The sequence below is a fragment of the Micromonospora sp. NPDC005205 genome, from assembly GCF_040608275.1.
Taxonomy (GTDB): domain Bacteria; phylum Actinomycetota; class Actinomycetes; order Mycobacteriales; family Micromonosporaceae; genus Micromonospora.
Genome location: NZ_JBEXHV010000003.1, coordinates 8,561 through 31,919, shown reverse-complemented (window position 1 = coordinate 31,919; position 23,359 = coordinate 8,561). Strand labels below are relative to the sequence as shown.

At 70.5% G+C, this 23,359-nt stretch carries 21 protein-coding genes, 4 tRNA genes and 1 pseudogene; 23 read left to right on the top strand and 3 right to left on the bottom strand.

What is annotated here, in order from left to right:
• Window positions 1-16 precede the first annotated feature (16 nt).
• On the top strand, window positions 17-1,333 hold the full coding sequence (locus ABZU43_RS07495) for a DUF2252 domain-containing protein (RefSeq protein WP_355005695.1): 1,317 nt from the start codon (window positions 17-19) through the stop codon (window positions 1,331-1,333).
• Between the two features lie 16 nt (window positions 1,334-1,349).
• Here ABZU43_RS07495 and ABZU43_RS07490 read toward each other — a convergent pair whose 3' ends face one another.
• Window positions 1,350-2,396: a glucose 1-dehydrogenase gene (locus ABZU43_RS07490; RefSeq protein WP_355005694.1), complete on the bottom strand. Its 1,047-nt coding sequence runs from the start codon at window positions 2,394-2,396 to the stop codon at window positions 1,350-1,352.
• Between the two features lie 105 nt (window positions 2,397-2,501).
• Between ABZU43_RS07490 and ABZU43_RS07485 the strand changes: the two are divergent.
• Window positions 2,502-3,080: pseudogene (locus tag ABZU43_RS07485) on the top strand (NADH-quinone oxidoreductase subunit C); the annotation flags it as partial.
• Between the two features lie 506 nt (window positions 3,081-3,586).
• Window positions 3,587-4,549, top strand: coding sequence for a complex I subunit 1 family protein (locus ABZU43_RS07480; protein WP_355005693.1), 963 nt, complete (start codon window positions 3,587-3,589; stop codon window positions 4,547-4,549).
• 264 nt (window positions 4,550-4,813) lie between these two features.
• Here ABZU43_RS07480 and ABZU43_RS07475 read toward each other — a convergent pair whose 3' ends face one another.
• Window positions 4,814-5,833, bottom strand: a complete 1,020-nt coding sequence (locus ABZU43_RS07475) for a glutathione S-transferase C-terminal domain-containing protein (RefSeq protein WP_355005692.1) — start codon at window positions 5,831-5,833, stop codon at window positions 4,814-4,816.
• An 81-nt stretch (window positions 5,834-5,914) separates the two neighbouring features.
• On the opposite strand from ABZU43_RS07475, the gene ABZU43_RS07470 reads away from it, so the two are divergent.
• From ABZU43_RS07470 to ABZU43_RS07430, 9 genes are all read left to right on the top strand, one after another.
• Complete coding sequence (locus ABZU43_RS07470) at window positions 5,915-6,343, top strand: ester cyclase (RefSeq protein ID WP_355005691.1); 429 nt, start codon at window positions 5,915-5,917, stop codon at window positions 6,341-6,343.
• A 103-nt stretch (window positions 6,344-6,446) separates the two neighbouring features.
• Window positions 6,447-7,043, top strand: a complete 597-nt coding sequence (locus ABZU43_RS07465; protein ID WP_355005690.1) for an NADH-quinone oxidoreductase subunit I — start codon at window positions 6,447-6,449, stop codon at window positions 7,041-7,043.
• Window positions 7,044-7,068: 25 nt separating this feature from the next.
• Window positions 7,069-7,623 (top strand): NADH-quinone oxidoreductase subunit J, encoded by a 555-nt coding sequence (locus ABZU43_RS07460; RefSeq protein ID WP_355005689.1) that lies wholly within the window; start codon window positions 7,069-7,071, stop codon window positions 7,621-7,623.
• Window positions 7,620-7,982, top strand: coding sequence for an NADH-quinone oxidoreductase subunit NuoK (gene nuoK, locus ABZU43_RS07455; protein WP_355005688.1), 363 nt, complete (start codon window positions 7,620-7,622; stop codon window positions 7,980-7,982). The genes ABZU43_RS07460 and nuoK overlap by 4 nt, the downstream gene beginning before the upstream one ends.
• Complete coding sequence (locus ABZU43_RS07450; RefSeq protein ID WP_355005687.1) at window positions 7,979-9,910, top strand: NADH-quinone oxidoreductase subunit L; 1,932 nt, start codon at window positions 7,979-7,981, stop codon at window positions 9,908-9,910. The genes nuoK and ABZU43_RS07450 overlap by 4 nt, the downstream gene beginning before the upstream one ends.
• Window positions 9,911-9,968: 58 nt before the next feature.
• The gene (locus tag ABZU43_RS07445) at window positions 9,969-11,474 is read left to right on the top strand and encodes an NADH-quinone oxidoreductase subunit M (protein ID WP_355006072.1); all 1,506 of its coding nucleotides are present in this window, start codon (window positions 9,969-9,971) and stop codon (window positions 11,472-11,474) included.
• Window positions 11,475-11,529: 55 nt separating this feature from the next.
• Window positions 11,530-13,017 (top strand): proton-conducting transporter membrane subunit, encoded by a 1,488-nt coding sequence (locus ABZU43_RS07440; protein ID WP_355005686.1) that lies wholly within the window; start codon window positions 11,530-11,532, stop codon window positions 13,015-13,017.
• Between the two features lie 116 nt (window positions 13,018-13,133).
• A complete protein-coding gene (htpX, locus tag ABZU43_RS07435) occupies window positions 13,134-14,009 on the top strand; it encodes a zinc metalloprotease HtpX (RefSeq protein ID WP_124858758.1) in 876 nt (291 codons plus the stop codon).
• Window positions 14,010-14,146: 137 nt separating this feature from the next.
• A complete protein-coding gene (locus ABZU43_RS07430) occupies window positions 14,147-15,406 on the top strand; it encodes an MFS transporter (RefSeq protein ID WP_355005685.1) in 1,260 nt (419 codons plus the stop codon).
• Window positions 15,407-15,593: 187 nt separating this feature from the next.
• Here ABZU43_RS07430 and ABZU43_RS07425 read toward each other — a convergent pair whose 3' ends face one another.
• Window positions 15,594-16,088: a YajQ family cyclic di-GMP-binding protein gene (locus tag ABZU43_RS07425; RefSeq protein ID WP_091402478.1), complete on the bottom strand. Its 495-nt coding sequence runs from the start codon at window positions 16,086-16,088 to the stop codon at window positions 15,594-15,596.
• Window positions 16,089-16,235: 147 nt separating this feature from the next.
• Between ABZU43_RS07425 and ABZU43_RS07420 the strand changes: the two genes are divergently transcribed.
• From ABZU43_RS07420 to nusG, 11 genes are all read left to right on the top strand, one after another.
• Window positions 16,236-16,319: transfer RNA gene (locus tag ABZU43_RS07420), tRNA-Tyr, on the top strand.
• A gap of 1,146 nt (window positions 16,320-17,465) precedes the next feature.
• Window positions 17,466-17,591, top strand: a complete 126-nt coding sequence (locus ABZU43_RS07415) for a hypothetical protein (protein WP_355005684.1) — start codon at window positions 17,466-17,468, stop codon at window positions 17,589-17,591.
• A gap of 61 nt (window positions 17,592-17,652) precedes the next feature.
• A complete protein-coding gene (locus ABZU43_RS07410; RefSeq protein ID WP_355005683.1) occupies window positions 17,653-20,181 on the top strand; it encodes a bifunctional diguanylate cyclase/phosphodiesterase in 2,529 nt (842 codons plus the stop codon).
• 93 nt (window positions 20,182-20,274) lie between these two features.
• A tRNA-Thr gene (locus ABZU43_RS07405) sits at window positions 20,275-20,347 on the top strand.
• A 24-nt stretch (window positions 20,348-20,371) separates the two neighbouring features.
• Window positions 20,372-20,444 (top strand) — tRNA-Met (locus ABZU43_RS07400).
• Window positions 20,445-20,576: 132 nt separating this feature from the next.
• Window positions 20,577-20,744, top strand: a complete 168-nt coding sequence (gene rpmG / locus ABZU43_RS07395) for a 50S ribosomal protein L33 (RefSeq protein ID WP_007073056.1) — start codon at window positions 20,577-20,579, stop codon at window positions 20,742-20,744.
• A 126-nt stretch (window positions 20,745-20,870) separates the two neighbouring features.
• On the top strand, window positions 20,871-21,317 hold the full coding sequence (locus ABZU43_RS07390) for a MaoC family dehydratase N-terminal domain-containing protein (protein WP_091402433.1): 447 nt from the start codon (window positions 20,871-20,873) through the stop codon (window positions 21,315-21,317).
• A gap of 1 nt (window position 21,318) precedes the next feature.
• A complete protein-coding gene (locus ABZU43_RS07385) occupies window positions 21,319-21,711 on the top strand; it encodes a MaoC family dehydratase (protein ID WP_355005682.1) in 393 nt (130 codons plus the stop codon).
• Window positions 21,712-21,840: 129 nt separating this feature from the next.
• A tRNA-Trp gene (locus tag ABZU43_RS07380) sits at window positions 21,841-21,913 on the top strand.
• Between the two features lie 213 nt (window positions 21,914-22,126).
• Window positions 22,127-22,516, top strand: coding sequence for a preprotein translocase subunit SecE (secE, locus tag ABZU43_RS07375; RefSeq protein WP_091403530.1), 390 nt, complete (start codon window positions 22,127-22,129; stop codon window positions 22,514-22,516).
• Window positions 22,517-22,554: 38 nt separating this feature from the next.
• Window positions 22,555-23,277: a transcription termination/antitermination protein NusG gene (nusG, locus tag ABZU43_RS07370; RefSeq protein WP_238667527.1), complete on the top strand. Its 723-nt coding sequence runs from the start codon at window positions 22,555-22,557 to the stop codon at window positions 23,275-23,277.
• Window positions 23,278-23,359 lie beyond the last annotated feature (82 nt).

Below are 23,359 nucleotides of genomic sequence, written 5' to 3'. Positions count from 1 at the left end.
CACTAGCCTGCGCACTATGAGCAGCTCAGGGGACCAGCGCTCCGCCCACATCGTCGACGTGCTCACCGAGGAGTTCGGCGCGTCGATGGCTATCGACCCGGCCGCCTTCCGCCGCAAGTTCCGCAAGATGGCGGCGTCGCCGTTCGCCTTCTACCGGGGCAGCGCAGCGCTGTTCTATGCCGACCAGCTCGGCGACTTCGCCGACGACCGGTTCTCCGACGAGCAGACCAGCCGGGTGTGGATCCACGGTGACCTGCACGCGGAAAACTTCGGCACCTACATGAACGCCTCCGGGCAGCTCGTTTTCAACGTCAACGACTTCGACGAGGCGTACGTCGGGCCGTTCACCTGGGACCTGCGCCGGCTCGCGGCCAGCGTGGCGCTGCTCGGCTACGGCAAGGCGCTCTCCGACACGGCGATCGGGGAGCTGGTGGCCGGGTTCGCCCGGTCGTACCTGACCGAGCTGCGGGCCATCGCCGCCGGCGGTGACGACGCGATCGGTTCGATCACCCTGGACAACGCCGACGGGGTGCTACGCCGGGTGCTCCAACGGGCCCGGCTCAACACCCGCGTGGACCTGCTCGCCGCGCAGACCACCATCGACAACTACGAGCGACGGTTCTCCATCGGCGACGGCGTCTTCGAGATCGACGACGCCACCCGGGACCTGGTCAGCGCCGCCTTCCAGGATTACCTGGGCACCCTGCCAACCGCCTCGACGCAGCTGCGCCCGGTGGCGGCGCGGATCAAGGACGTGGTGCTGCGTAAGGGGGTGGGCATCGGCTCGGCCGGGCTGCCGTCGTACAACCTGCTGCTGGAGGGGCACACCCAGGCGCTGGAGAACGACGTCGTCATCTACATGAAGCAGGCGCAGGTGCCGGCCGTGGCGCGGTACGTCACCGACGAGTCGGTCCGCGGCTACTTCCAGCACCAGGGGCACCGGACCGCCGAGTCGCAGCGGGCGTTGCAGGCGCACGCCGACCCGTGGCTGGGCTTCACCGAGCTGAACGGGGCCGGTCAGCTGGTCGCCGAGGTCTCCCCGTACGCCGCCGACCTGGACTGGTCGGACGTGAACGAGCCGGAGGAACTGACCGGCGTTCTCGTCGACCTCGGTCGGGCGGTGGCCCGGATGCACTCGGTCGCCGACGACGAATCCAGTCACGACCTGGTGGACTACTCCACCGAGGAGGCGATCGTCGCTGCTGTGGACGCCGACGAGTCGGGATTCGTCGCCCACCTGGTGGACTTCGCGCACGCGTACGGGGTGCGCGCCCGCCAGGACCACCAGCTCTTCGTCGACCTGTTCCGCAACGGTCGACTGCCGGGCATCTGATCGGGCGCCGCGTCGCTCAGGACGCGAACTCCAGCACCACCTTGATGTCGTCCGGCCCCGGGGTGTACGCGTCGGCGTACCGGTTCACCGGCACCCGCCGCGTGATCAGCGACTCGAGCCAGACCTGGTCGGCGCGGGCGAGCGCCTGCGCGGCCATGGTCCAGTGTCGTCGGTTGGCGTTCACCGAGCCGAACACCACGTTGTTCTCCAGCACCAGCGCCCGGTTCAGCGCCCCGGCGTCGAAGTCGATGCTCCGGCCACCACTGGACACCCCGGCCAGGCAGACGATCCCGGTGGGGGCCGCCTTGCACATGACGTCGAGGACCACTGTGGGAGCACCGGTGCACTCGATCACCACGTCCGGCTCGAAGGGCAAATCGTTGACCGGCACCGTGTGGTAGGTGGCGCCCAGCCCGGCGACCAACTCCGGCTTCGGCCCCTCGGTGTTGCGGTCCAGCACGTGGACGGTGAGCCCACGCTGGGTGCCGAGCAACGCGGCCAGCAGACCGATCGGCCCGGCCCCGGTCACCAGGACGGTCTGCGGCTGCCACTCGGCCCGGTGCCCGATCCGCTCGATGTGGTCCCAGGCCTTCGCCACCACACTTGTCGGCTCCAGCAGCACGCCGACCTGGGCAAGTGTCGGGTCGAGCTTGACCGCGAACTGGGGTTCGATCCGCCAGCGGTCCCGGGCGAACCCGGGAAGCGCCTTGATGCCGTGTTCGGTGTACTGATCATTGCGGCACATGTCCCACTCGCCGACCGCACAGTTCGGGCAGGGGACCGGATCGGGGTGTCTGACGATGCCGGCCACCAGGTCTCCGGGTTGCAGGGTGCCGCTGGAGTCCTCGATCACCCGGCCCAGTGACTCGTGCCCGATGACCAGGCGGTCAGCACCCGGGGGCGCCTCGCCGTACTCCCCGGCGATGATCTCGTGGTCGGTGCCGCAGATCCCCACCGCCAGCGCCTCGACCAGAACAGAGCCCTCCTCGGCAGCCGGCTCCGGCTGATCGTCGACGAGGCTCAGCGAGTTGGCGACCCCAGGTCTTACCGTCACAGCGCGCACGTCCTCATCTTTCCCCGCGCAGGCGCGCGCCACGCCCAAAGCCGGCAGATCGCCGGGCATCGGCGGCGGCCAGGTGCGGCCTCGGCCGGCACTAGGATCAGCGGCATGACTCCCGAAGAGGTCGGCGCTCGACTGGTCGCGCTGCTCGCGCCGGCTGAGGCGACGCCGTCGGTCTCCGGCGGGCAACGTTTCGCCCGGGCCACCATCGACGTGCCACCCACGAGTTGGCTCACAGCGGTTTCGGCCGCCCGCGACGACGCCGAGCTGGCCTGTGACTTCTTCGACTGGCTCTCCGCCGTCGACGAGTTGGCCGAGGGCTTCGACGTGGTGGCGCACCTCTGGTCGACGCGACTGCGGCACGGCGTGCTGCTGCGTACCCGGTTGCCGAGAAGCGCGCCAACTGTCGCCTCGGTGGTCGACGTCTACCCCGGTGCCGCCTGGCACGAGCGGGAGACGCACGAGATGTTCGGCATCGACTTCGCCGGGCATGAGGAGCTGCTGCCGCTGCTGCTGCCGCCGGAGTTCGAGGGTCACCCGCTGCGCAAGGAGTTCGTGCTGGCTTCCCGGGTGGCGAAGCCCTGGCCGGGCGCGAAGGAGCCGGGCGAGTCCGAGGCCGGCGGCGGGCGTCGACCGATCCGCCCGCCGGGCGTTCCCGCTCCGGGCGAGTGGGGGCCCACGCCCACCCCGGCCGGCGCCGGTGGCGTGGGGGAGGGCCCGCGTGGCGGCACCCCCGCCAGACCGGCCCGCGAGCGTCCGGCGCGGCCCGCCCCGGGGGCCCGTCCGGCGCGTACTCCCCGCCCGGTCGGCGCCACCGACGGCCCGATCCCTGCCGACCAGCCCGCGCCCGACGCAGGCCCGGCCGCACCTGACCAACCTGGCGCCGGCCCGGCCTCCGCGGCCGTGCGCGGCGTTGGCCCGGCCAACCAGCCCGCGCCCGACGCGGCCGCACCTGACGAATCTGGCGCCGGCCCGACTGCCGCGCCCGCGTCCGGCGCGGCCACATCTGCCGAGCCCGTGTCCGGCGGGCCTGCTGCCGAGCCCGTGCCCGGCGTCGACGAGGTCGGCCATACGGCGTCCGGTGCGGCCGCACCGGACAAGCCCGGCGAGGGCTCGGCCGCGCCGGGTGGCGAGCCGGTCGCGGACCCGCCGGGTCGCGACGGCCGGAGCGACCACGACGGGGGTACGGCCTGATGCCGCTCTGGGTGGAGTTGGTGCTCCGGATCGGCGGCGTGGTGGTCGCTTTCCTCACCCTGCCGTTGCTTGTCGGCCAGGCCGAGCACAAGGTGATGGCGCACATGCAGGGTCGGCTCGGCCCGATGTACGCGGGCGGCTTCCACGGCTGGGCGCAGCTCGTGGCCGACGGGGTCAAGTTCGTGCAGAAGGAGGACATCACCCCGCGCGAGGCGGACCGGGCGGTGTTCCGGTTGGCACCGGCGGTGGCACTGGTGCCCTACCTGCTGGTGTTGCTCGTCATTCCGCTCGGTCCGAACGACCTGGTCGGGCAACCGTTGGACATCGGCCTCTTCTTCGTGCTGGCCGTGGTCGGCGTCGGGGTGGTGGCGGTGCTGATGTCGGCGTGGGCGTCGGCCAACAAGTACAGCCTGCTGGGCGGATTGCGCGGGGCGGCCCAGTTGCTCGGTTACGAGCTGCCGCTGGTGCTGGCCGCCGCGTCGGTGGCGATGGCGGCCGGCACGCTCAGCCTGTCGGGCATCGTCGAGGCGTGGCAGCCGTGGTGGCTGCTCTGGCAGGCACCCGCGATGATCATCTTTTTCGTCGCCGGGCTGGCCGAGATCCGTCGACCACCGTTCGACATGCCGGTGGCCGACTCGGAGCTGGTCTTCGGCTACATGACCGAGTACACCGGTCTGCGGTTCGCGTTCTTCCTGCTCGCCGAGTACGTCGGCATCGTGGTGATCGCCGCGCTGACCACTGTGCTGTTCCTGGGTGGTTGGCAGGGCCCGTTCGCCGACGACCAGTTGGGCTGGCTCTGGACGCTGCTCAAGATCTTCGCGGTCTCCTTCGTGATCATCTGGCTCCGGGTCTCCTACCCCCGGCTACGCGAGGATCAACTCCAACGCCTCTGCTGGCTGGTCCTGGTCCCGGCCGCGCTGGCGCAACTGGTCCTGACCGCTGCCGTCCGCATAGCGCTGTAACCCCGCCCCGCCCGGCCCTGCCGCGCGGCCCCGCCGCCCCTGCTGCGTCGATCATGGAGTTGTGGTGGGTGACAAAGCGCCCGTACAGGAGTAATCCAGGCACCACAACTCCATGATCGACGGGGTCGAGAGGTCACCGACCCGCGATCTTGCACTTACTGTGCCGACAGAAGGGGCAAATTGCTCGAACCGGCGACCGAAACTGCAAGATCGGCGGGGCGGGGCGGGGCGGGGCGGGCGCGGGCGCGGGGCGGGGTTGCTTGTTCAGGGCAGCGGGGTGTGGGTGGGGTCTACGGGCTCGACCGGGGGTGGGGGTGGGGTGCCGTCGCCGAACGGGCGGCCACCCAGCGCTTCCCGATCGTGTGGGGTGAGCCAGTTGGACAGGTCCGGGCCGAGCGGCACGATTCCGGTCGGGTTGATGTCGCGGTGTACCTCGTAGTAGTGCCGCTTGATGTGGTCGAAGTCGACGGTGTCGCCGAACCCGGGAGTCTGGAACAGGTCCCGGGCGTACGCCCACAGCACCGGCATCTCGCTGAGCTTCTGCCGGTTGCACTTGAAGTGCCCGTGGTAGACCGGGTCGAAGCGGACCAGCGTGGTGAACAGCCGTACGTCGGCCTCGGTGATGGTGTCGCCGACCAGGTAGCGCTGGTCGGTCAACCGCTCGGTGAGCCAGTCCAGCCGGTCGAAGAGCTGGTGGTACGCCTTGTCGTACGCCTCCTGGTTGCCCGCGAACCCGCACCGGTAGACGCCGTTGTTGACGTCCCGGAACACCACGGCGTTGACCTCGTCGATCTGCTCGCGTAGGTGCTCGGGGTAGAGCTGCGGTGCGCCCTCGCGGTGGTACGCCCTCCACTGCGTGGACAGGTCCAGGCTCATCTGCGCGTAGTCGTTGGTCACCACCTGCCCGGTCGGCACGTCGATGATCGCCGGCACTGTGATGCCGCGCTCGTAGCCGGGGAAGCGCTTGAAGTACGCCTCCTGGATGCGCTCGATGCCGAGTACCGGGTCCCGGCCGTCGGGGTCGAGGTCGAAGGTCCAGCTCCGCGCGTCGTGGGTCGGGCCGGCCACCGCCATCGAGAGGGCGTCCTCCAGACCGAGCAACCGCCGCACGATGATCAGTCGGTTGGCCCACGGGCAGGCCCGGCTGACCGCCAGCCGGTACCGGCCCGGCTCGACCGGGTATCCGTCGCGCCCGTCCTCGGTGATCCGGGTGGCGATGTACCGCTGGTCGCGGGTGAACTCGCCGCCCGGCTCGACGTACTTGCCGCCTTTTTCCTCGCCCACGTCGCCCTCCCGGTCTGGTCTGTTGTCTCTACCCAATCCTCGCGGATCTACGGCGCACAGTGGTCCGGATACCCTGCCGGCATGACGGATGTGGAGGCGGCGGCCCGGCGGTTCATCGCCGATGTGTGGAATGCCCGCCAGGAGGAGTCGGCGTACGAGCTGGTCGCCGAGGAGTGCCCGGGGCTGGGCGGCACCGGGCCGGAGGCGACGTTGGCCTGGCACCGCGAGCGTCGGGCGGCCTTCCCGGACCTCCGCTACAAGATCGTCGACGTGGTCGCGGCCGGTGAGCGGGTGGCGGTGCACTGGCGGGCCGCGGGCACCCACGCGGGGCAGTTCGGGCCGGTGCCGCCGACCGGGCAGGTGGTCAGCTACTCGGGGGCGACGTTCCTGCGCTTCGACACCGCGGGCCGGATCGTCGAGGTGTGGAGCTGCAACGAATTGTTCCAGTTGTTGCAACAACTCGGCGTCGAGATGCTCCCACCGGCCGTCGTCGGCGGACCCGGGGCGTGATCTGGCTGTTCCGCAGGTGACCGCGCTCCTCGGGTGAGCCCTGAGGTCGTCGACCTGTGGGTGGTGGTCGCGCGCGCAGTGGCCACAGGGCAGGATGGTCGACATGAGCGACCCCAGCGAGCGCGGCGACACCAGCGAGCGCGGCCTCCCCGGCGCGGGCCTGGTGAAGGGGCTGGCGGTCACCCTCAAGACGATGACCAGCCGGTCGACCACTCAGCAGTACCCCGATGTGGCCCCCGAGCTGCCGCCCCGTTCGCGTGGCGTGATCGCGTTGTCGGAGGAGAACTGCACGGTCTGCATGCTCTGCGCCCGGGAGTGTCCGGACTGGTGCATCTACATCGACTCGCACAAGGAGGAGGTGGTGGTGCCCGGCGCCGCCCGCCCCCGCCAGCGCAACGTGCTCGACAAGTTCGACATCGACTTCTCGCTCTGCATGTACTGCGGCATCTGCATCGAGGTCTGCCCGTTCGACGCGCTCTACTGGTCACCGGAGTTCGAGTACGCCGAGTACGACATCAAGGACCTGCTGCACGACAAGGACCACCTCGGTCAGTGGATGGCCACCGTTCCGCCGCCGCCCGCGCACGACCCGAACGGCGAGCCGGCCAAGGAGGAGACCTCCGCCGCGCGCAAGGCGGCCGCCGCACGTCCCGCTCCGCCGGCGGTACGCTCCGACGCCGACCAGGACCCGGCGTCGTGAGCGCCCGGGCCGCAAGGGCGCTCCGGTGACCGGCGCGGACGTGCTGCTGCTCGCCCTCGGCGCGGTGGCGGTCGGCGCGGGCGTGCTGGTGGTGACCACGAAACACCTGGTCCGGGCCGGGCTCTACCTGGTGGTCTGCCTGGGCGCGTTGGCCGGTGACTTCCTGGTGCTCAGCGCCGAGTTGGTGGCCTGGGTGCAGGTGCTGATCTACGTGGGCGCGGTGGTGGTCCTGCTGCTGTTCGCGGTGATGCTGACCCGAGCCCCGATCGGCGCTTCTGACGACCTGGACCGGCCGGGCTGGCCGGCCGCGCTGATCGGTGGCGGCGCCGGGCTGGGGCTTGCCGCGCTGCTGGTCGACGCGTACCGGTGGAGCACGGTCACGTTGCCTGACGCCGGCACCGCCGAGCGGCTGGGCGAGCAGATCTTCCAGTCCTGGGTGCTGCCGTTCGAGGTGCTGTCGGTGCTGCTGCTCTCCGCGCTGGTGGGCGCGATCGTGCTGTCCCGGCCGGACATCGGCCGTGCCGCCCCGCAACGCGACGCAGGCGACCTGGTCGACAGCGAGCCCGGGGGGCGCCGGTGAGGCCGGTCATCCCGTACGTCACCGCCGCGCTGCTGTTCGGCCTCGGCGTGTACGGCGTACTGCGCCGCCGCAACGCGGTGCTGGTGCTGATGTCGGTCGAGTTGATGCTCAACGCTGTCAACCTGATCCTTGTCACCGCGGACACCACGGCCCGCGCCGTGCTCCCGCACTCGGGGCAGGTCTTCGCGCTGTTCGTCATCGTCCTCGCCGCCGCCGAGATCGGGGTGGGGCTGGCGATCGTCCTTCAGCTCTACCGGTTGCGGGCGACCGTCGCGGTGGATGACGTGCCGCTCACCGAGTCGCCAGATCCCTCCGCCGGGCGCGAGCCGGTCGTCGCGGACTCGGAGGTTGGCCGGTGACCGGGCTGCTCGGGGCGCTGCTGCCCGCCGTACCGCTGGTCGCCGGGCTGCTCGGTCTGCTGCTGCCACCGGCCCCTCGGCGCGACAGCGCGACCGGCGGCGACCGGGCCCGGTCGGCCGCCGTGACGCTCGGCGTCACCGGTGCGGCCGGCGCGCTGGCGTTGGCCGTCGCTCTGCTGTTCACCGTGGACGGGCCGACGGAGACGTCGGCCACCTGGGTCGACTTCGGCGGGCTGGCGGTGACCCTCGGCGTACGGCTGGACGGCGCCGCCGTACTGGTCGCGGTGGCGGTCACCGCTGTCGCCCTGGCCGTGCAGGTCTACTCGATCGGCTACCTGCGCCGCGGTCCGCACGACGACGTCGACGTGGACCACCGCTACCCGCCCTACGCCGCCCAGATCAGCCTCTTCACCGGTGCCATGCTGCTGGTGGTGGTCGCCGGTGACCTGATCATGCTGTTGGTCGGCTGGGAGGTGATGGGCCTCTGCTCGTACCTGCTCATCGCCCACGACCGCCGACTGGCCGGCGCCCCCGCCGCCGCCATGAAGGCGTTCCTGGTGACCCGGGTCGGTGACGTCGGGTTCCTGCTCGGCATCGCGCTGCTGGGTGTGTCGACGGGCAGCTTCCGGATCGCCGACGTGCTCGCCCACGACCATTCCGGCGCGACGTTGACCGCTGCCGGCCTGCTGCTGCTCGCCGGTGTGGCCGGCAAGAGCGCGCAGTTCCCGCTGCACACCTGGTTGCCGGACGCGATGGCCGGCCCGACCCCGATCTCCGCGCTGATCCACGCCGCGACGATGGTCGCCGCCGGGGTGTACGCGGTGGCCCGGCTCTACCCGCTGTTCACGGCCGCGCCGGTGACGCTGACGGTGCTGGGGGTGCTCGGCGCGATCACGCTGCTGCTCGGCGCGCTCGCCGCCACCGCCCAGGACGACATCAAACGCGTGCTGGCCTGGTCGACGGTTTCCCAACTGGGTTACATGACCGGCGCGCTGGCGGTCGGTTCACCGTCGGCCGCACTGTTCCACCTGCTCACCCATGCCGCCTTCAAGGCGCTGCTGTTCCTCGCCGCCGGTGCCGTGATCCACGCCGTCGGCACCACGCTGATGTCGGAGATGGGCGGGCTGCGGCGCAGCATGCCGGTGACGTTCTGGTGCACTGTGGTGGGCCTTGGCGCGTTGGCCGGGGTGCCGCCGTTGGCCGGTTTCTGGAGCAAGGACGGCGTGCTGACGGTTGCCGAGTCGGCCGCGCTGGAGGGCACCGGGCCGGCCCCGTCCTGGGTGGGCTGGATCGTCTGGATCGCCGGGCTGATCGGCGTGGCGGTCACCGCCTGGTACGCGGGTCGGCTGCTGTTGCGCGCCTTCTTCGGCGCCCCGCGCCTGCCCCTGGTTCAGCCGCACGACCCGCCGGCCGTGCTCCGCTGGCCGGTGCTGCTGCTGGCCGTGCCGGCCGCGCTGCTCGGTCTGGTCGGGTTCGTCGGGGCGTTCGCCGACCGGCTGCGGTTCCCCACGGTCCCGGTGGCGGGTTCCGAGGACGGCCTGGTCCACCTGGGGCCGGGGGTGCTGCTGCCGCTCGCGTTCCTGCTGTTCGGCGCCGCGCTGGTGACGCTGGGCTGGCGGCGCGACCCGGCCGCCGACCCGGCCGCCGCGCTGGGTCCGCTGCGGCCGGTCTTCGCCCGCGCGTTCCGGTTCGACGACGTGCAGCGCACCCTCGTGGTACGTCCCGTCCGCGCGCTGGCCCGCGCCGCGCGCACGGGTGACGAGGTGGTGGTGGACGGCGCGGTCGAGGGCAGTGGGCGAGCCGCGTCCGGTCTGGGCGCGGGGCTGGCCGCGCTGCACCGCGCGGCGCTGCCCCGGGCCGCCGCCGGCGTACTGGCCGGTGCTCTGCTGATCGGCCTGGCCGCCGCCGTGTTGGGAGTTGTCCAGTGAGCGCGAGGAGTGAGCCGGGTTTGCGAGCCCCGCAGTCGCGAACAGAGGCGGTCCAGTGATGTTCGGGCAGGGGTTGCTGGTAGCGGTGCTGGCGGTGCCGGCGCTGGGTGCGGTCGCGGTGGCGGCGACGCCCCGGGACCGGGCGGCCCGGCTGGTCGGCACTGTCGCGGCGGCGTTGACCCTGCTGGCAGCGGTGCCGCTGGTGTTCGATCGTCGGGGCTGGGTCGTCTGGTCGGGCAACGAGCCGGCGGTGCGCCCGTGGCACCAACTGGACCTGCCCTGGGTGCCCGGTCTGGAGTTGCGCTTCCACCTCGGCGTCGACGGCATCTCCTGGCCGCTGGTGGTGTTGACCGCGCTGCTCACGTTGCTCTGCTGCGCGTACACGATGTGGCGGGTCCCGGACGGCGGCAGCGGCCGGGTGCTCGTCGCGCTGCTGCTGGTGGTCGAGGTGGGCATCCTGGGCACCTTCCTCGCCCTGGACCTGGTGTTGTTCTTCCTCTTCTTCGAGGTCGTCCTGCTGCCGATGTACGCGATCATCGCCGGCTGGGGTGGCGCGGACCGGCGTCGGGCGGCCCGGAAGTTCGCCCTCTACACGCTGTTCGGCTCGGTGCTGCTGCTGGTCGGCGTGTACGTCGTGGTCGCCGCCGCCGGCACCGCCGACCTGGTGACGCTGACCGGTGGCGCGGGGATGTCCCGGGGCACCCAGTTGGCCGCGTTCACTCTGCTCGCGTTGGCGTTCGCGGTGAAGAGCCCGCTGTGGCCGTTGCATTCCTGGCTGCCCGACGCGCACACCCAGGCGCCCACCGTGGGCAGCGTCGTGTTGGCCGGTGTGCTGCTCAAGATGGGCACGTACGGCCTGATCAGGGTCGCCGTGGGGGTGGCACCGGAGGGCGCCCGTTGGGCAGCGCCGGTGCTCGGCGTGCTCGCCGTCGCCGCGATCCTGATCGGTTCGCTGGTCTGCCTGGCCCAGTCGGAGGTCAAGCGACTCATCGCGTACTCCAGCGTGGGGCACATGGGCTTCGTGCTGTTGGGCGTCGCCACGCTGACCGCCACCGGCATCCAGGCGGCGCTGATCGGCAACGTCGCGCACGGGGTGATCACCGGCCTGCTGTTCTTCCTGGCCGGGGCGGTGAAGGACCGTACCGGCACGGGCACCCTCACCGAGCTGTCCGGGCTGCGGGAGACCTCGCCCCGGTTGGCGGGTCTGCTCGCGTTCGCGGCGATCGCGTCGCTGGGCCTGCCCGGCCTGGCCGGTTTCTGGGGCGAGGCGTTCGCGGTGATCGCCGCCGTGCAGGTGGGTGGTCCGCTCTGGACCACCCTCGGGGTGCTGGCGGCGGTCGGTGGGGCGCTCACCGCCGCGTACTTCCTGCGGTTGCTGCGCCAGGTCACCCACAATCGGCCGAGCCCCGCCGTCGGTCGGGTCGGCCCCGGCCTGGCCGGGGCGGAGTTGACCGCCTGGGTGCCGCTGGTGCTGCTCGCGTTGGCAATCGGGCTGGCGCCCACGCTGGTCCTCGGCGTCGCCGAGGCTCCCGTCGACGCCCTGATCGGGGTGGTTTCCCGGTGAGCGCGAGGAGTGCAGCGGAGCGGAGCCCCGCAGTCGCGATCGAAGGCGAGCTCAGATGAACGTCGTGCAGAGCGTGGACAGCGTCGCGCTGCTGCCGGCCTATCTGGCCGCCGGCACGGCCGTGCTCGTGCTCATCACCGATCTGCTCGTGGCCCGGCCACGGGCCACCATCGCCGTGGCAGCGCTCGGCGCGCTCGGCACCGCCGTCGGCTCCGCGCTGGTCGGGGCGGGTGCCGAGCGGCGGACGTTCTGCGTGGGCGCCGACTGCTCCTGGATCTTCGGCGGTCGGGCTGCCCTGGTCGCCGTGGTGGTCGCGCTGCTCACGGTGGGTGTGCTCGGGCTGTCGGTGCCCGCGCTACGGGCCGGGCGGTCACCGGTCGGGGAGTACGCCTTCCTGTTGGCCTGCTCGATGACCGGCGGCGTGGTGCTGGGTGCGGCCGGCGACCTGATCACGCTGATCGTCGCGCTGGAGACGCTGACCCTGCCGCTGTACGTGCTGGTCGGCCTGCGCCGGGGCAGCCTCGCGAGCGCCGAGGCGGCGCTGACCTTCTTCGTGGTCAGCGTGGTTGCTACCACGCTGACCCTGCTCGGCGCGGCCCTGCTGTACGCGGTGACCGGTGGGCTGCACCTGGACCGGCTCGGCGCGTTGATCGCCGAGCAGCCAGAGTTGCGGGACCTGCCGTTGACCACCGCCGCGGTGGCGGTGCTGCTGGTCGGCCTGGCCTTCAAGGTGGCGGCGGTGCCGTTCCACGCCTGGGCGCCGGCCACCTACGACGGCGCGCCGCTGCCGGTGGCCGCGTACCTGTCCACGGCGTCGAAGCTGGGCGGCCTGGTCGCCCTGCTCGCCGTGGTGCAACGGGCGCTGCCGGCGGACCAGACCGGTCCGGTGCTCGCTCTGCTCGCCGTGCTCACCATGACCGTCGGCAACCTGGTCGCCCTGCGTCAGCGGCGGACCGTCCGGCTGCTCGCCTGGTCGTCCGTCGCGCAGGCCGGGTACATCCTCGCCCCGTTGGGAGCGTTGGCGCTGGCCGCCGGACGCACGGACGAGGCACGGTCCGCCGCGTACGCGGCCGCCATCGCGTACGCCGTCTTCTTCGTGGTGTTGGAGCTGGCCGCGTTCGCCGGAGTGACCGCGCTGCGGCCGGCGGGTGCGGACGGCGGCACGCTGGACGACCTGCGCGGGGCAGCCCGGCGGCACCCGTGGCGGGCTGCGGCGTTCGGTCTCGCGCTGGTGGGTCTGGCCGGTCTGCCGCCGGGGCTGGCTGGCCTGTTCGCGAAGGTGACAGTGGTCCGGGCGCTGCTGGACGGTGGCGCCGCCTGGCTGGCGCTGGTGGTGGCGTTGAACGCCGTGATCGGGCTCGCCTACTACCTGCGGGTGACCGCCGCGCTCTGGGCACCGACGCCCCTCGCCGCCCCGAACGTCGGCGGTGCCGCGGCCGTACCCGTGGTGGGTGTGGTGGGTGTGGTGCTGGCGGTGGCGACGGTGGCCGCCGTGGTGCTGGGTGTCGCCCCGCAGCTGGTGCTCGACCTGGCCGGACGTTGACCTGACCTGCGACTTCGGTCTCAGTGAACTCTCAGCGTTGTAACGGATGGTTGGCGGGTACCGGGTTGTTGAACCGGTCAGCGGATCCCGGCGATCCGTGCACCGAAGGAGACATCGTGCACCACAACCGTCTGAAGACCGCAGCGCTGCTTGGCCTGCTCAGCGCCCTGATCCTGGCGGTGGGCTACTGGTTCGGCGGCAGCGGCGGCCTGGTCATCGCCGTCGTCGTGTCTCTGGTCATGAACGGCGTCACCTACTTCTACTCCGACAAACTCGCACTGCGCTCGATGGGGGCGCAACCGGTCACCGAGGCGCAGTTCCCCGAGCTGTACCGGATGGTCCGGGAGTTGGCCACCGACGCCCGGCAGCCGATGCCGCGGCTCTACGTCAGCCCCACCGCGCAGCCCAACGCGTTCGCCACCGGTCGCAACCCGCAGCACGCGGCCGTCTGCGTGACCCAGGGCATCACCGAGATCCTCGACTACCGTGAGCTGCGCGGCGTGATCGGGCACGAGCTGTCCCACGTCTACAACCGGGACATCCTGATCTCCAGCGTGGCGGCCGGCCTGGCCAGCATCATCACCCTGCTGGCGAACCTCGCCTTCTTCATCCCGCTGGGCGGCGGGGACGACGAGGATCGACCCAACCCGGCTGTGCTGCTGCTCACCCTGATCCTGGGCCCGATCGCGGCCACTGTGATCCAGTTGGCGATCAGCCGGAGCCGCGAGTTCCAGGCGGACGCCTCGGGCGCCGAGCTGAGCCGCGACCCGCTGGCCCTGGCCAGCGCGCTCCGCAAGATCGACGCGGTGGCCCGACGTCGGCCGTTGCCGGCCCAGGGGCAGCTCACCAGCACCGCCCACCTCATGATCGCCAACCCGTTCCGGGGTGGCGGCATGGCGGCGCTCTTCTCCACCCACCCCAAGATGGAGGACCGCGTCGCCCGGCTGGAGCAGATGGCCCGCAACTCGGGGCCGGTGCAGTTCCAGCGCTGACCCACTGAAACACCGCCTCCGCCCGTACCCGGCCACGCCGGGTACGGGCGGAGTGCTGTATTTCCGTTGTCTACCGGCCGAGTGATGGCGTTAGGGTCATAACGGCTCACGCTCATTACATCCTCGGGAGGTTCACGGTGACCGCGCTGCGTCAGTACCTGGGTGTCTGGCGGATCCCCGGCGCGCCCATGCTGCTGATCTTCGGCATCATCGGGCGGCTCGGAATCGGCATGACCCCGCTGGCGCTGCTCCTGGTCGTCGAGCAGGTGACCGGGCGCTACTCGCTGGCCGCCATCGCCGGCGGCATCTACGCCCTCGCCGGCGCCGCGCTCAGCCCGATCGCCGGACGGATCGCCGACCGGGTCGGCCCCAGCCCCGTCCTGCTGCTCACCGCCGTGGCCCACCCGCTGGCACTGATCGGGCTGCTGCTGGCCAGCCGCTCCGGCGACGACGCGCTCCCCGTCATCTACCTCGCCGCAGGCGTGGCCGGCGCTACCTACCCACCCCTCAGCGCCGCCATCCGAGGCGCCTGGAACGACCTGACCGGCCCCAACTCCGGCCGATACCACCTCCGCAACACCGCGCTGGCCGCCGAGACCACACTGTTCGAAATCGTCTTCGTCCTCGGCCCACTGCTCGTCGCCGGCTTCGTCCTCGTCGCCGACGCGGCGGCCGCGCTGATCGGTGCGGCAGTGGTCACCCTGGTCGGCACGACCACCGTGGCCCTCGGGCAGGTCATGCGCGGCTGGCGTCCGCACCCGCAGGAACACCACGCGCGCGGCCTCGGCCCGCTACGGGTCGCCGGCTTCCCGGCCCTGCTGATCTGCGTCGCCGGCCTCGGCATCGCCTTCGGGGCCGCCGGTGTGATCGTGCCGGCGTTCGCGAGCGACCACGCCACCGGCGACCCGGAGAGCCTCGCCGGCGTCCTGCTCGCCGTCTGGGGGATCGGCAGCGCCATCGGCGGGCTCTGGTTCGGCGTCCGCAAGCCAGCACCGAACATGACCCGACAGTTCGCCCTGCTGCTCGCCGCGCTGGCCGCCACCTTCGCCGTCTTCGCGGTGATGCCCAACCCGCTCGCGCTGGGTGTCGCGCTGATCGCCGGCGGGGCCACCATCGCGCCCGCGCTGACCCTGGAGAACACCCTGGTCGGCCGGATCGCCCCGACCGGGATGTTGAACGAGGCGTACACCTGGGTGGTCACCGTCGCTGTGGCGTCGAGCGCCGCCGGCGGCTCGGTGGCCGGCGTGATCGTCGACCACGCCGGTGGCGTCCGCTGGGCGTTCCTGTTCGCCGGGGCGGCGGTCGCCGTCGGGGCTGCGGTCGCCGCACTACCCGCCGGGCCCATCGCCCGTGCGGAAACCACTGCGGTACGCGCCGAACACCCCGTCCCCGTCTGACCTGCTGTCTTCTGGCTGGTCGGCTCCGAGTCGTGGTCGGCTCGTGTCGTAATCGGGTTGCCCTTGATCGACTCGGGTTCCTGAAAGTCGCGGTGTCCCATCCGCCCGGACGCCCCGACTTTCAGGAAGTCGAGTCGATCTCAGCTGGACGCCCTGTGGCCGGGGGCCGGATCGCTGTGTATAGCCGTCAGCGGTAGTTGTTGAACTGGAGGGCGACGCCGAAGTCCTCGCCCTTGAGCAGCGAGATGACCGCCTGGAGGTCGTCCCTCTTCTTGCCGGTGACCCGCAGCTGGTCGCCCTGAATCTGGGCCTGCACGCCCTTGGGGCCCTCTTCGCGGATCTTCTTGCTGATGGCCTTGGCCTTGTCCGTCTCGATGCCCTGGATCACCTTGCAGTCGATCTTGAAGATCTTGCCCGACGGGCGCGGCTCCCCAGCATCCAGCGACTTCAGCGAGATGTTCCGCTTGACGAGCTTCTCCTTGAACACGTCCAGCGCGGCGCGGACGCGCTCCTCGGTCTCCGCCTGAAGGCCGATCGCCTCCTCGCCAGACCAGGAGATCTCAGCGCCGGTGCCGCGGAAGTCGAACCGCGTCGCAAGCTCCTTCTCCGCCTGACGAAGGGCGTTGTCGACCTCCTGACGGTCAACCTTGCTCACGATGTCGAACGACGGGTTCGCTGCCATGATTCTGCTCCTGCTGTCCGGCGGTCTGGGCCTGCCGTCGGCCGCCGACCAGCGGCACGACCCCCTGACCGTACCCGGTTGCGTAGGTGCCGGGGGGAGCCGCTATCCTTGCTTCCGCCGCCGCGTTACGACGCGGTGGGGTGCCCTGGCGGGTTGCCCGAGCGGCCAATGGGAGCGGACTGTAAATCCGTCGCGAAAGCTTCAGAGGTTCGAATCCTCTACCCGCCACCAGGTGCAGACACGGCCCCCGACCAGCAGAGATGCTGATCGGGGGCCGTTGTCGTTGGTCTGGCCAGGTCCTGCTGCGTCCAGCCGATGGCGACTGGTTGTGGACAGATGGGTCTTGCCTCTCGCGCTTCTTCGATTTTGCGGCTACCGGAACTCGCGCGCGACCTCGATCAGTCCGACGATGTGCGCGTTGAACTCGTCCAGTTCCTCGGCCGGCATCCACAGCTCCAGAATGGTCTTTCCGCCTGCCTGGCGGACCGGGTGGCGGCTGAGTAACTCCGGCCCGGTAGGGCGGCCACAGCACCGTCGTACCGTCCTCGCTGTTCATCTCGACCTCGCCGCTCGGAATCTTGCCGAGCCCGGACAGGCCCGGAGGGCCGGCACCCGAGGCCACCGCATTCGACTCGCGGTGAGGGTGGGCCAGTGACGGCTCCGACCCTGCCCGGCCTCGCACCCGCCCCGACCTCGGTTGCTCCTCGACGGGGTCGCGGCTGCGTGGCGGCTGCCAAGCTCGATCGACCGAGGTCGCCCGGTGCCTGGGCCGCGGAGCTTCGGCTTCAACGTTGGTGCCCGTGTCCTGGAGCCCGGCCTACCGCTTCGCTGTGATTCGCCCGTTGCGGTGATCGATCTCTTGTGGTCGAGCCAGTTGGCGCTGCCGCACCAGCCTGGGGCCCTGTGCGTTCGGTCCTGCCCGCGCGCTGCATCTTCCACGATCGATGGAACATGGCAACTGAGCTGCTCCTACGTCGGGAGTGGTCAGCTGACGTGCGGGGCGTCGTTCATCTGAAATGAACCCGACGAGGTACTAGCCAGATGGCGTGGAGCCGGTATGGTGGTCGATGGCCGGACTTGAGGCGTGCGTTCGGTCTCACTGCCGGATCTTACTGACAGTGACGTTCGAACCGGATGTGGCGAGTGCTTACAACTGGACCCGAATTGCGTTGAAGGTCGTATTCGACACTGCGTGAAGCAGTGCGCTGTCCCGCAAGCTCGTGATCTGGCCCAGTGTGACGAGGGCGGTCGGCCGAACGGCGGGAAGTAACAGACGGTGGGGCCAGTCGGGCGACCACCACTTCTCTGGTTGCCCGCGCTGTGGCACGATCGTGGAACCTCCACTACCCCACGAGGCCTTTCGACAGGAGCAATCTTATGTCTGGTCGTAGGTTGGGCCGGCTGTATGGCTCGCTCCTCATCCTTGCCGCCGTCGCCACGATGGTCATCAGCAACCACGGTGTCCCCGCCGATCTGAACCTCGGGGACATCATCTGGGTCTGACGGCCCCCTGTCCGACGGGCCACTGCTTGTCACGGGACACGCCACACCGCCAGGGAGCGGAATGATCGCGCGGGACCAGTTGAGGCGCCGGTCGTCGGAAGACGCCTGGATCATCACTGCTCCCCTGATCCTTCTGGCTGTCACCTGCGCAACGCTCACCGGTCTGATCGCCGACCGTCCGTTCGGCGACTGGCACTGGGCGGCGCTGCTTCTCGTCGCCATGATCGCTGCGGGGCTGCCGCTCCTGGTGCTGGTCGTCCGCCGGCAGTCGGTGGCCATGACGCTCACCGAGTTGCCGCTCGTGTTGGCGCTCTACTTCCTGCCGCCGTTGACGGTCGTCGTCATCTACACGCTCGCGTCGCTGGTCACGCAACTGCGGCACCGGATCACGGCGCCCAAGGTGTGGTTCAACGTGGCGCGGGCCGCCGCGGGAACGTCGCTCGCGACCCTTGTCCTCCAGGCGATGCCGCCGAGATCAGGCGTCGGTCCGACGACCTGGGTGAGTCTCTGCTGCGCGATCAGCGTGGTGATCCTCGTCAGCCTCACCGCCGTCGCCTCGGTGCACACTCTGTTGCAGGGCTGGCAGGGCGGTCGCGAAGCGCTCCGCGCGGTGCCCTCACTGCTCCTGACCGCAGGCATCAACGTGGCCGCCGGTCTGGTCGTCCTGATCCTGATCCAGGTGTCCTGGTGGTCGTTGGTGCCCCTGGCCGCGCTGGCGGCCGGGCTCGGGTTGGTCTACCGCTCGTACACCCAGTTCTTCCGCCAGCACCGCACGCTCACCGACATGTACGAGTTGAGTAGGGCGGTGGCGGCCAGCGGCCAGGACGGCACCCTCGTCGATGCCCTGCTCGGCCGGGTGCGCGCGCTGATGCAGACTGAGTACGCGACCCTGTGGCTGCCCGCGCAGGGCCGCCACCCCGAGATTCTGCTCACCGCGCGAGTCGAGGATTCCGGCCTGCTGGATCTGTCCCTGACCCCGTCGGCGTTGCGGGAGAAGGTGTTGGAGACCGCTCGCCCAGTGACGGTCGGCCGTGGCGTGACCAGTGATCCCGAGTTCAGGGCCAGCCTCGCCGAGCGGGGGGTCAAGGACACCGTCGTCGTGCCGCTCCGCTCGGGCGGTGTGGTGATCGGGACTCTCGAGGTCACCAACCGGCTGGCCGATCCGCTCTACTTCACCCAGCGTGACATCTCGGTCTTCGAGACGGTGGCCGCGCACGCGGCGATGGCGTTGGAGAACTCCCGACTCGTCGACCGGCTTCGTCATGACGCGTACCACGACGCGTTGACGCGCCTGCCCAACCGACGGCGCATCACCGGGGCGTTGGACGAGTCGGTCAAGATCCGGGCACCCGGCGAGGTGGTGGCGCTGCTGCTCTTCGACGTGGACGGGCTGCGGCAGGTGAACGAGGCGCTGGGCCACGCCGCGGGGGACAAGGTCCTCGCCGAGGTCGCCAGCCGACTGCGCGCCAACGCGCCGTCGTCGGCGCTGGTCGGCCGTGCGAGCGGCGACGAGTTCCTGGTGACGTTGCGGTTGGAGAGCGCCGAGGCCGCTGTCGAGTTGGCCGCCCAACTGCGCGACCAGATCCGGGACGAGATGGTCTTCGACGCGCTCACCCTCGACGTGGACACCGCCGTCGGCGTGGCCGTACACCCGGATCATGGCAGCGACGCGGCGACCCTGCTGCTTCGGGTGGACCTCGCCGCCACCGCGGCCAAGTTGGTGCCAGGCAGCGTGCAGCTGTTCAATCCCGCGCTGGAGTCCCGTTCACTGCGCCGATTGGGTCTGGCCGGCGATCTGCGCCGAGCATTGGACCAGGACGAGCTGGAGGTCTACTTCCAGCCCAAGGTGACTCTGCGGGACCGCCGCCTGGTGGGTGTGGAGTGTCTGGCCCGCTGGGAGCACCCGGCGCACGGCACTGTCGCGCCCGAGGACTTCGTGGCGGTGGCCGAGCACACCGGCCAGTTGAGCCGGCTCACCGAGGTGGTGCTCCGGGAGGGCCTTCGGCGCAGCCGGGACTGGGCGCTGGCCGACCAGCCGTTGCCCATCGCGGTCAACCTCTCGGCTCGTACGCTCATCGACCAGCACTTCCCGGACCGGGTGCAGGAGCTGTTGACCGAGTACAAGGTGCCGGCACAGCGCCTCACCCTGGAGATCACCGAGTCGGGGGTGCTGGACGGTACGGACCGGCCCATCCCCACTCTGCAACGGCTGCGGGATCTCGGCGTGCGGCTGTCGGTGGACGACTTCGGCACTGGTGACTCGTCCCTGGCGCACCTGCGCCGGCTGCCGGTGCACGAGGTGAAGGTGGACCGCTCCTTCGTGCAGGGCATGGCGACCGACCCGGGGGACCTGGCGATCGTCAACGCGGTGGTCACCCTCTCCCAGCAGTTCGGCCTGGCGGTGGTGGCCGAGGGGGTGGAGAGCGAGCTGACCCTGGAGCTTCTCCAGGACATCGGCTGCGAGATCGGGCAGGGTTTCCTGTTCAGCAGGCCGCTGCCGTACGAGCGTCTGGCTGCCTGGTTCGGTGCCCAGGTCGAGCCGGAGACGGTCGCCAACGGGGAGCTTCCGCGCCTGCGTGTCGTGCCCTGAGCAGGGCGCGGACGATCACCGGGGATCCGATTTCACCTGTCGAGCCGGGCCGTGTACTCTTACTCCTGCGCGCCCCACGGGGAGATCGCGCAGGCCCCCTTAGCTCAGTCGGCAGAGCGTCTCCATGGTAAGGAGAAGGTCTACGGTTCGATTCCGTAAGGGGGCTCGAGGGTTCAGCTGGACCCATCGCAGCGGTGTAGCTCAGATGGTAGAGCAAGCGGCTCATAATCGCTGTGTCGCCGGTTCAAGTCCGGCCACCGCTACTCTCGTCTTCCGGGCTCGTTGCCGGTGGTCGTAAGAATGGGCGCTTCCGGCGCCCACTTTGCATGTCCGCGCTGTCAGCGTCTAGGCTGGCGCGTCGTAGTTGTTTCCGTTAGCGAGGAAGGCACTCCGCCGTGGCGAAGGCTACCGATGTCCGGCCGAAGATCACTTTGGCGTGTGTGGAGTGCAAGGAGCGCAACTACATCACGCGCAAGAACCGGCGCAACGACCCCGACCGCATTGAGCTGAAGAAGTTCTGCCCGCGCGACGGTCGGCACACGGTCCACCGCGAGACCCGCTGACTGCTGGCCGGCCTCAGGGCCGGCCGTTGTCGAAGCTTTCCGATCGCCGATCTGACCGGTTTGGTGCGGCTCCGCCGCCGCCTACCGATCAGGTCGGCGATTGGGCTTTCCGTGTAGGTTCGCGGCATGCCTCTGGACCCTTCCTTCGTCGGCCGGACGTATCCGCCGACCGCCCCCTACCAGGTGGGCCGAGAAAAGATCCGCGAGTTCGCCAGCGCCATCGGCGCCACCGACCCGGCCCACCACGACCCGGAGGCCGCGCGGGCGCTGGGCCACCCCGACGTGGTGGCCCCGCCGACCTTCCCGGTGATCGTGACGATGGCCGCGAGCAGCCAGATCATCGAGGACCCGGCCCTGGGTGTCGACTACAGCCGCCTGGTGCACGGTGACCAGCGGTTCGCGTACACCCGGCCGGTGGTCGCCGGCGACGAGCTGGTCTGCACCAACACCATCGAGGACGTCAGCACCAGGGGTGGGCACGGCTTCCTGACGACTCGCACCGACGTGAGCACCGTCGGCGGGGAACCTGTGGTGGCGGTCTGGGCCAGGTATGTCATTCGCGGGGAGGCGTGAGATGGATTTGCCAGCGCGGACGTTTCAGGTGACCCGCGCGGACCTGGTCCGCTACGCCGGCGCCTCGGGTGACTTCAACCCGATCCACTGGAGCGACCGGGTCGCCACCACTGTGGGTCTGCCCGGGGTGATCGCCCACGGCATGTTCACCATGGCCCTGGTCGGGCGGGCGGTCACCGAGTGGGCCGGGTCGCCGGCCGCGGTGGTCGAGTACGGCGTGCGTTTCACCCGGCCGGTGGTGGTCCCCGACGATGACCAGGGGACCGAGATCGAGGTGACCGCGCGGGTCCGCGAGGTGACCGAGGACGGTCTCACCCGGCTTGAGGTGACCGCCACCTGCCTGGGTGAGAAGGTGCTGTCGCAGGCGCGGGCGACCATCCGGACGGCGGGCTGAACCGAGCCCGCCACGCGTGGCGGAGAGACCGGTTGGGAAAGTCGGGCGGCTACCCGTACACTGGTCCGCCGTGGGGCAAGTGACCCCTGCTCGGTCGTCTGTGGCCGCGTGGGGCGAGTGTTGCCACATAGGGGTGTAGCTCAATTGGCAGAGCAGCGGTCTCCAAAACCGCAGGCTGCAGGTTCAAGTCCTGTCACCCCTGCGCCTCAGGCCTGACCGTTCCCGTGGGTCGCGCCGCCACCTGGCGGCGTTCGGCCCGTGGTGGTGGCATCGGCGGGGTGGCTCCGAGGCAATCGGGGCCCTCCGGGTGATCCACCGGCCGCGGCCCGTCGCGGGACGGTTGGGTCCGGCCGGCGTGACCAGCGCCGCGTGCGCCACTCGGCGTACGACCCCAGATTCCGCGACGGAGGGCGAAGTGGCCGACAACAAGCGGCGCGACGACGACGGCGACGATCGTCTGGACGACGAGGTCGTCGACGACGTGGCCGACGACGACGCCTCCGGCGCGGACGAGCCGGTTTCCCGGGGAGGCACCGCCACGCGGTCCCGTGCCCGGGCGGAGTCGGCGGACAGCCGGCCGACCACGCGGTCGGAAACGGGTCGGGTGGGCGTCTTCGGCCGCATCGCCCGGTTCTTCCGCGAGGTCGTAGCTGAACTGCGTAAGGTCATCTGGCCGACCCGCAAGGAGTTGCTGACCTACACCGCCGTGGTGGTGGCGTTCGTCGCGGTGATGCTGACGATCGTGGGTGTGCTGGACTTCGGCTTCGCCAAGGTCGTGTTGTTTGTCTTTGGCAACTCGGACTGACCGGCTGCCTCCAGCCATAGTGACGGAAGTGAGCGAGCGTGCCTGAGTACGACGAGACCGCCGGACCGGTGGACGAGCAGTCCACGGTCGCGACGGCGGCTGGTGACGAGTCGGTCGAGGCCGCCAGCGAGCCGGAGTTCCCTACGACCGAGCCCGCACCGGACGAGGACTACGACCCTGTCGCGGAGCTGAGGCAGAAGCTTCGCTACGCGCCGGGTGACTGGTACGTGGTGCACTCGTACGCCGGCTACGAGAACAAGGTCAAGACCAACCTCGAGACCCGGATCACGAGCCTCGACATGGAGGACTTCATCTACCAGGTCGAGGTGCCGACCCGGGAAGAGGTCGAGGTCAAGAACGGTAAGCGTTCGCAGATCCAGGCCAAGGTCTTCCCGGGTTACATCCTGGTCCGGATGGAGCTGACCGCCGAGTCGTACTCCTGCGTCCGGAACACCCCGGGTGTGACCGGCTTCGTCGGCGCGACCGACCGGGCCGACCGGCCCGCTCCGCTCTCGCTCGACGAGGTGCTGAAGTGGCTGGCGCCGGCTGTCGAGACCGAGCAGAAGAAGTCGAAGCCGGAGATCAAGGTCCTCGACTTCGAGGTGGGCGACTCCGTCACCGTCACCGACGGCGCGTTCGCGTCGCTGCCGGCCACGATCAGCGAGATCAACGCCGACCAGCAGAAGCTCAAGGTGCTGGTGTCGATCTTCGGTCGTGAGACTCCGGTGGAGCTCAACTTCAACCAGGTCGCCAAGATCTGATTGGTCGTCGGCGGCGGGCCCGGCCGCGATGCCGGTGCTGCGTCCGTTGCACGCCGAGGCTGGCCTCGTCGGCCTGGTCGTC

Bases quoted from the DNA above. Each gene is read 5' to 3' on its own strand.
- ABZU43_RS07390 (WP_091402433.1), top strand. From the start codon at position 20,871: ATGCCTCTGGACCCTTCCTTCGTCGGCCGGACGTATCCGCCGACCGCC.
- ABZU43_RS07480 (WP_355005693.1), top strand. From the start codon at position 3,587: ATGCCGCTCTGGGTGGAGTTGGTGCTCCGGATCGGCGGCGTGGTGGTC.
- ABZU43_RS07440 (WP_355005686.1), top strand. From the start codon at position 11,530: ATGAACGTCGTGCAGAGCGTGGACAGCGTCGCGCTGCTGCCGGCCTAT.
- ABZU43_RS07415 (WP_355005684.1), top strand. From the start codon at position 17,466: ATGTCTGGTCGTAGGTTGGGCCGGCTGTATGGCTCGCTCCTCATCCTT.
- ABZU43_RS07425 (WP_091402478.1), bottom strand. From the start codon at position 16,088: ATGGCAGCGAACCCGTCGTTCGACATCGTGAGCAAGGTTGACCGTCAG.
- ABZU43_RS07465 (WP_355005690.1), top strand. From the start codon at position 6,447: ATGAGCGACCCCAGCGAGCGCGGCGACACCAGCGAGCGCGGCCTCCCC.
- ABZU43_RS07410 (WP_355005683.1), top strand. From the start codon at position 17,653: ATGATCGCGCGGGACCAGTTGAGGCGCCGGTCGTCGGAAGACGCCTGG.
- ABZU43_RS07470 (WP_355005691.1), top strand. From the start codon at position 5,915: ATGACGGATGTGGAGGCGGCGGCCCGGCGGTTCATCGCCGATGTGTGG.
- ABZU43_RS07385 (WP_355005682.1), top strand. From the start codon at position 21,319: ATGGATTTGCCAGCGCGGACGTTTCAGGTGACCCGCGCGGACCTGGTC.
- ABZU43_RS07445 (WP_355006072.1), top strand. From the start codon at position 9,969: ATGTTCGGGCAGGGGTTGCTGGTAGCGGTGCTGGCGGTGCCGGCGCTG.
- ABZU43_RS07495 (WP_355005695.1), top strand. From the start codon at position 17: ATGAGCAGCTCAGGGGACCAGCGCTCCGCCCACATCGTCGACGTGCTC.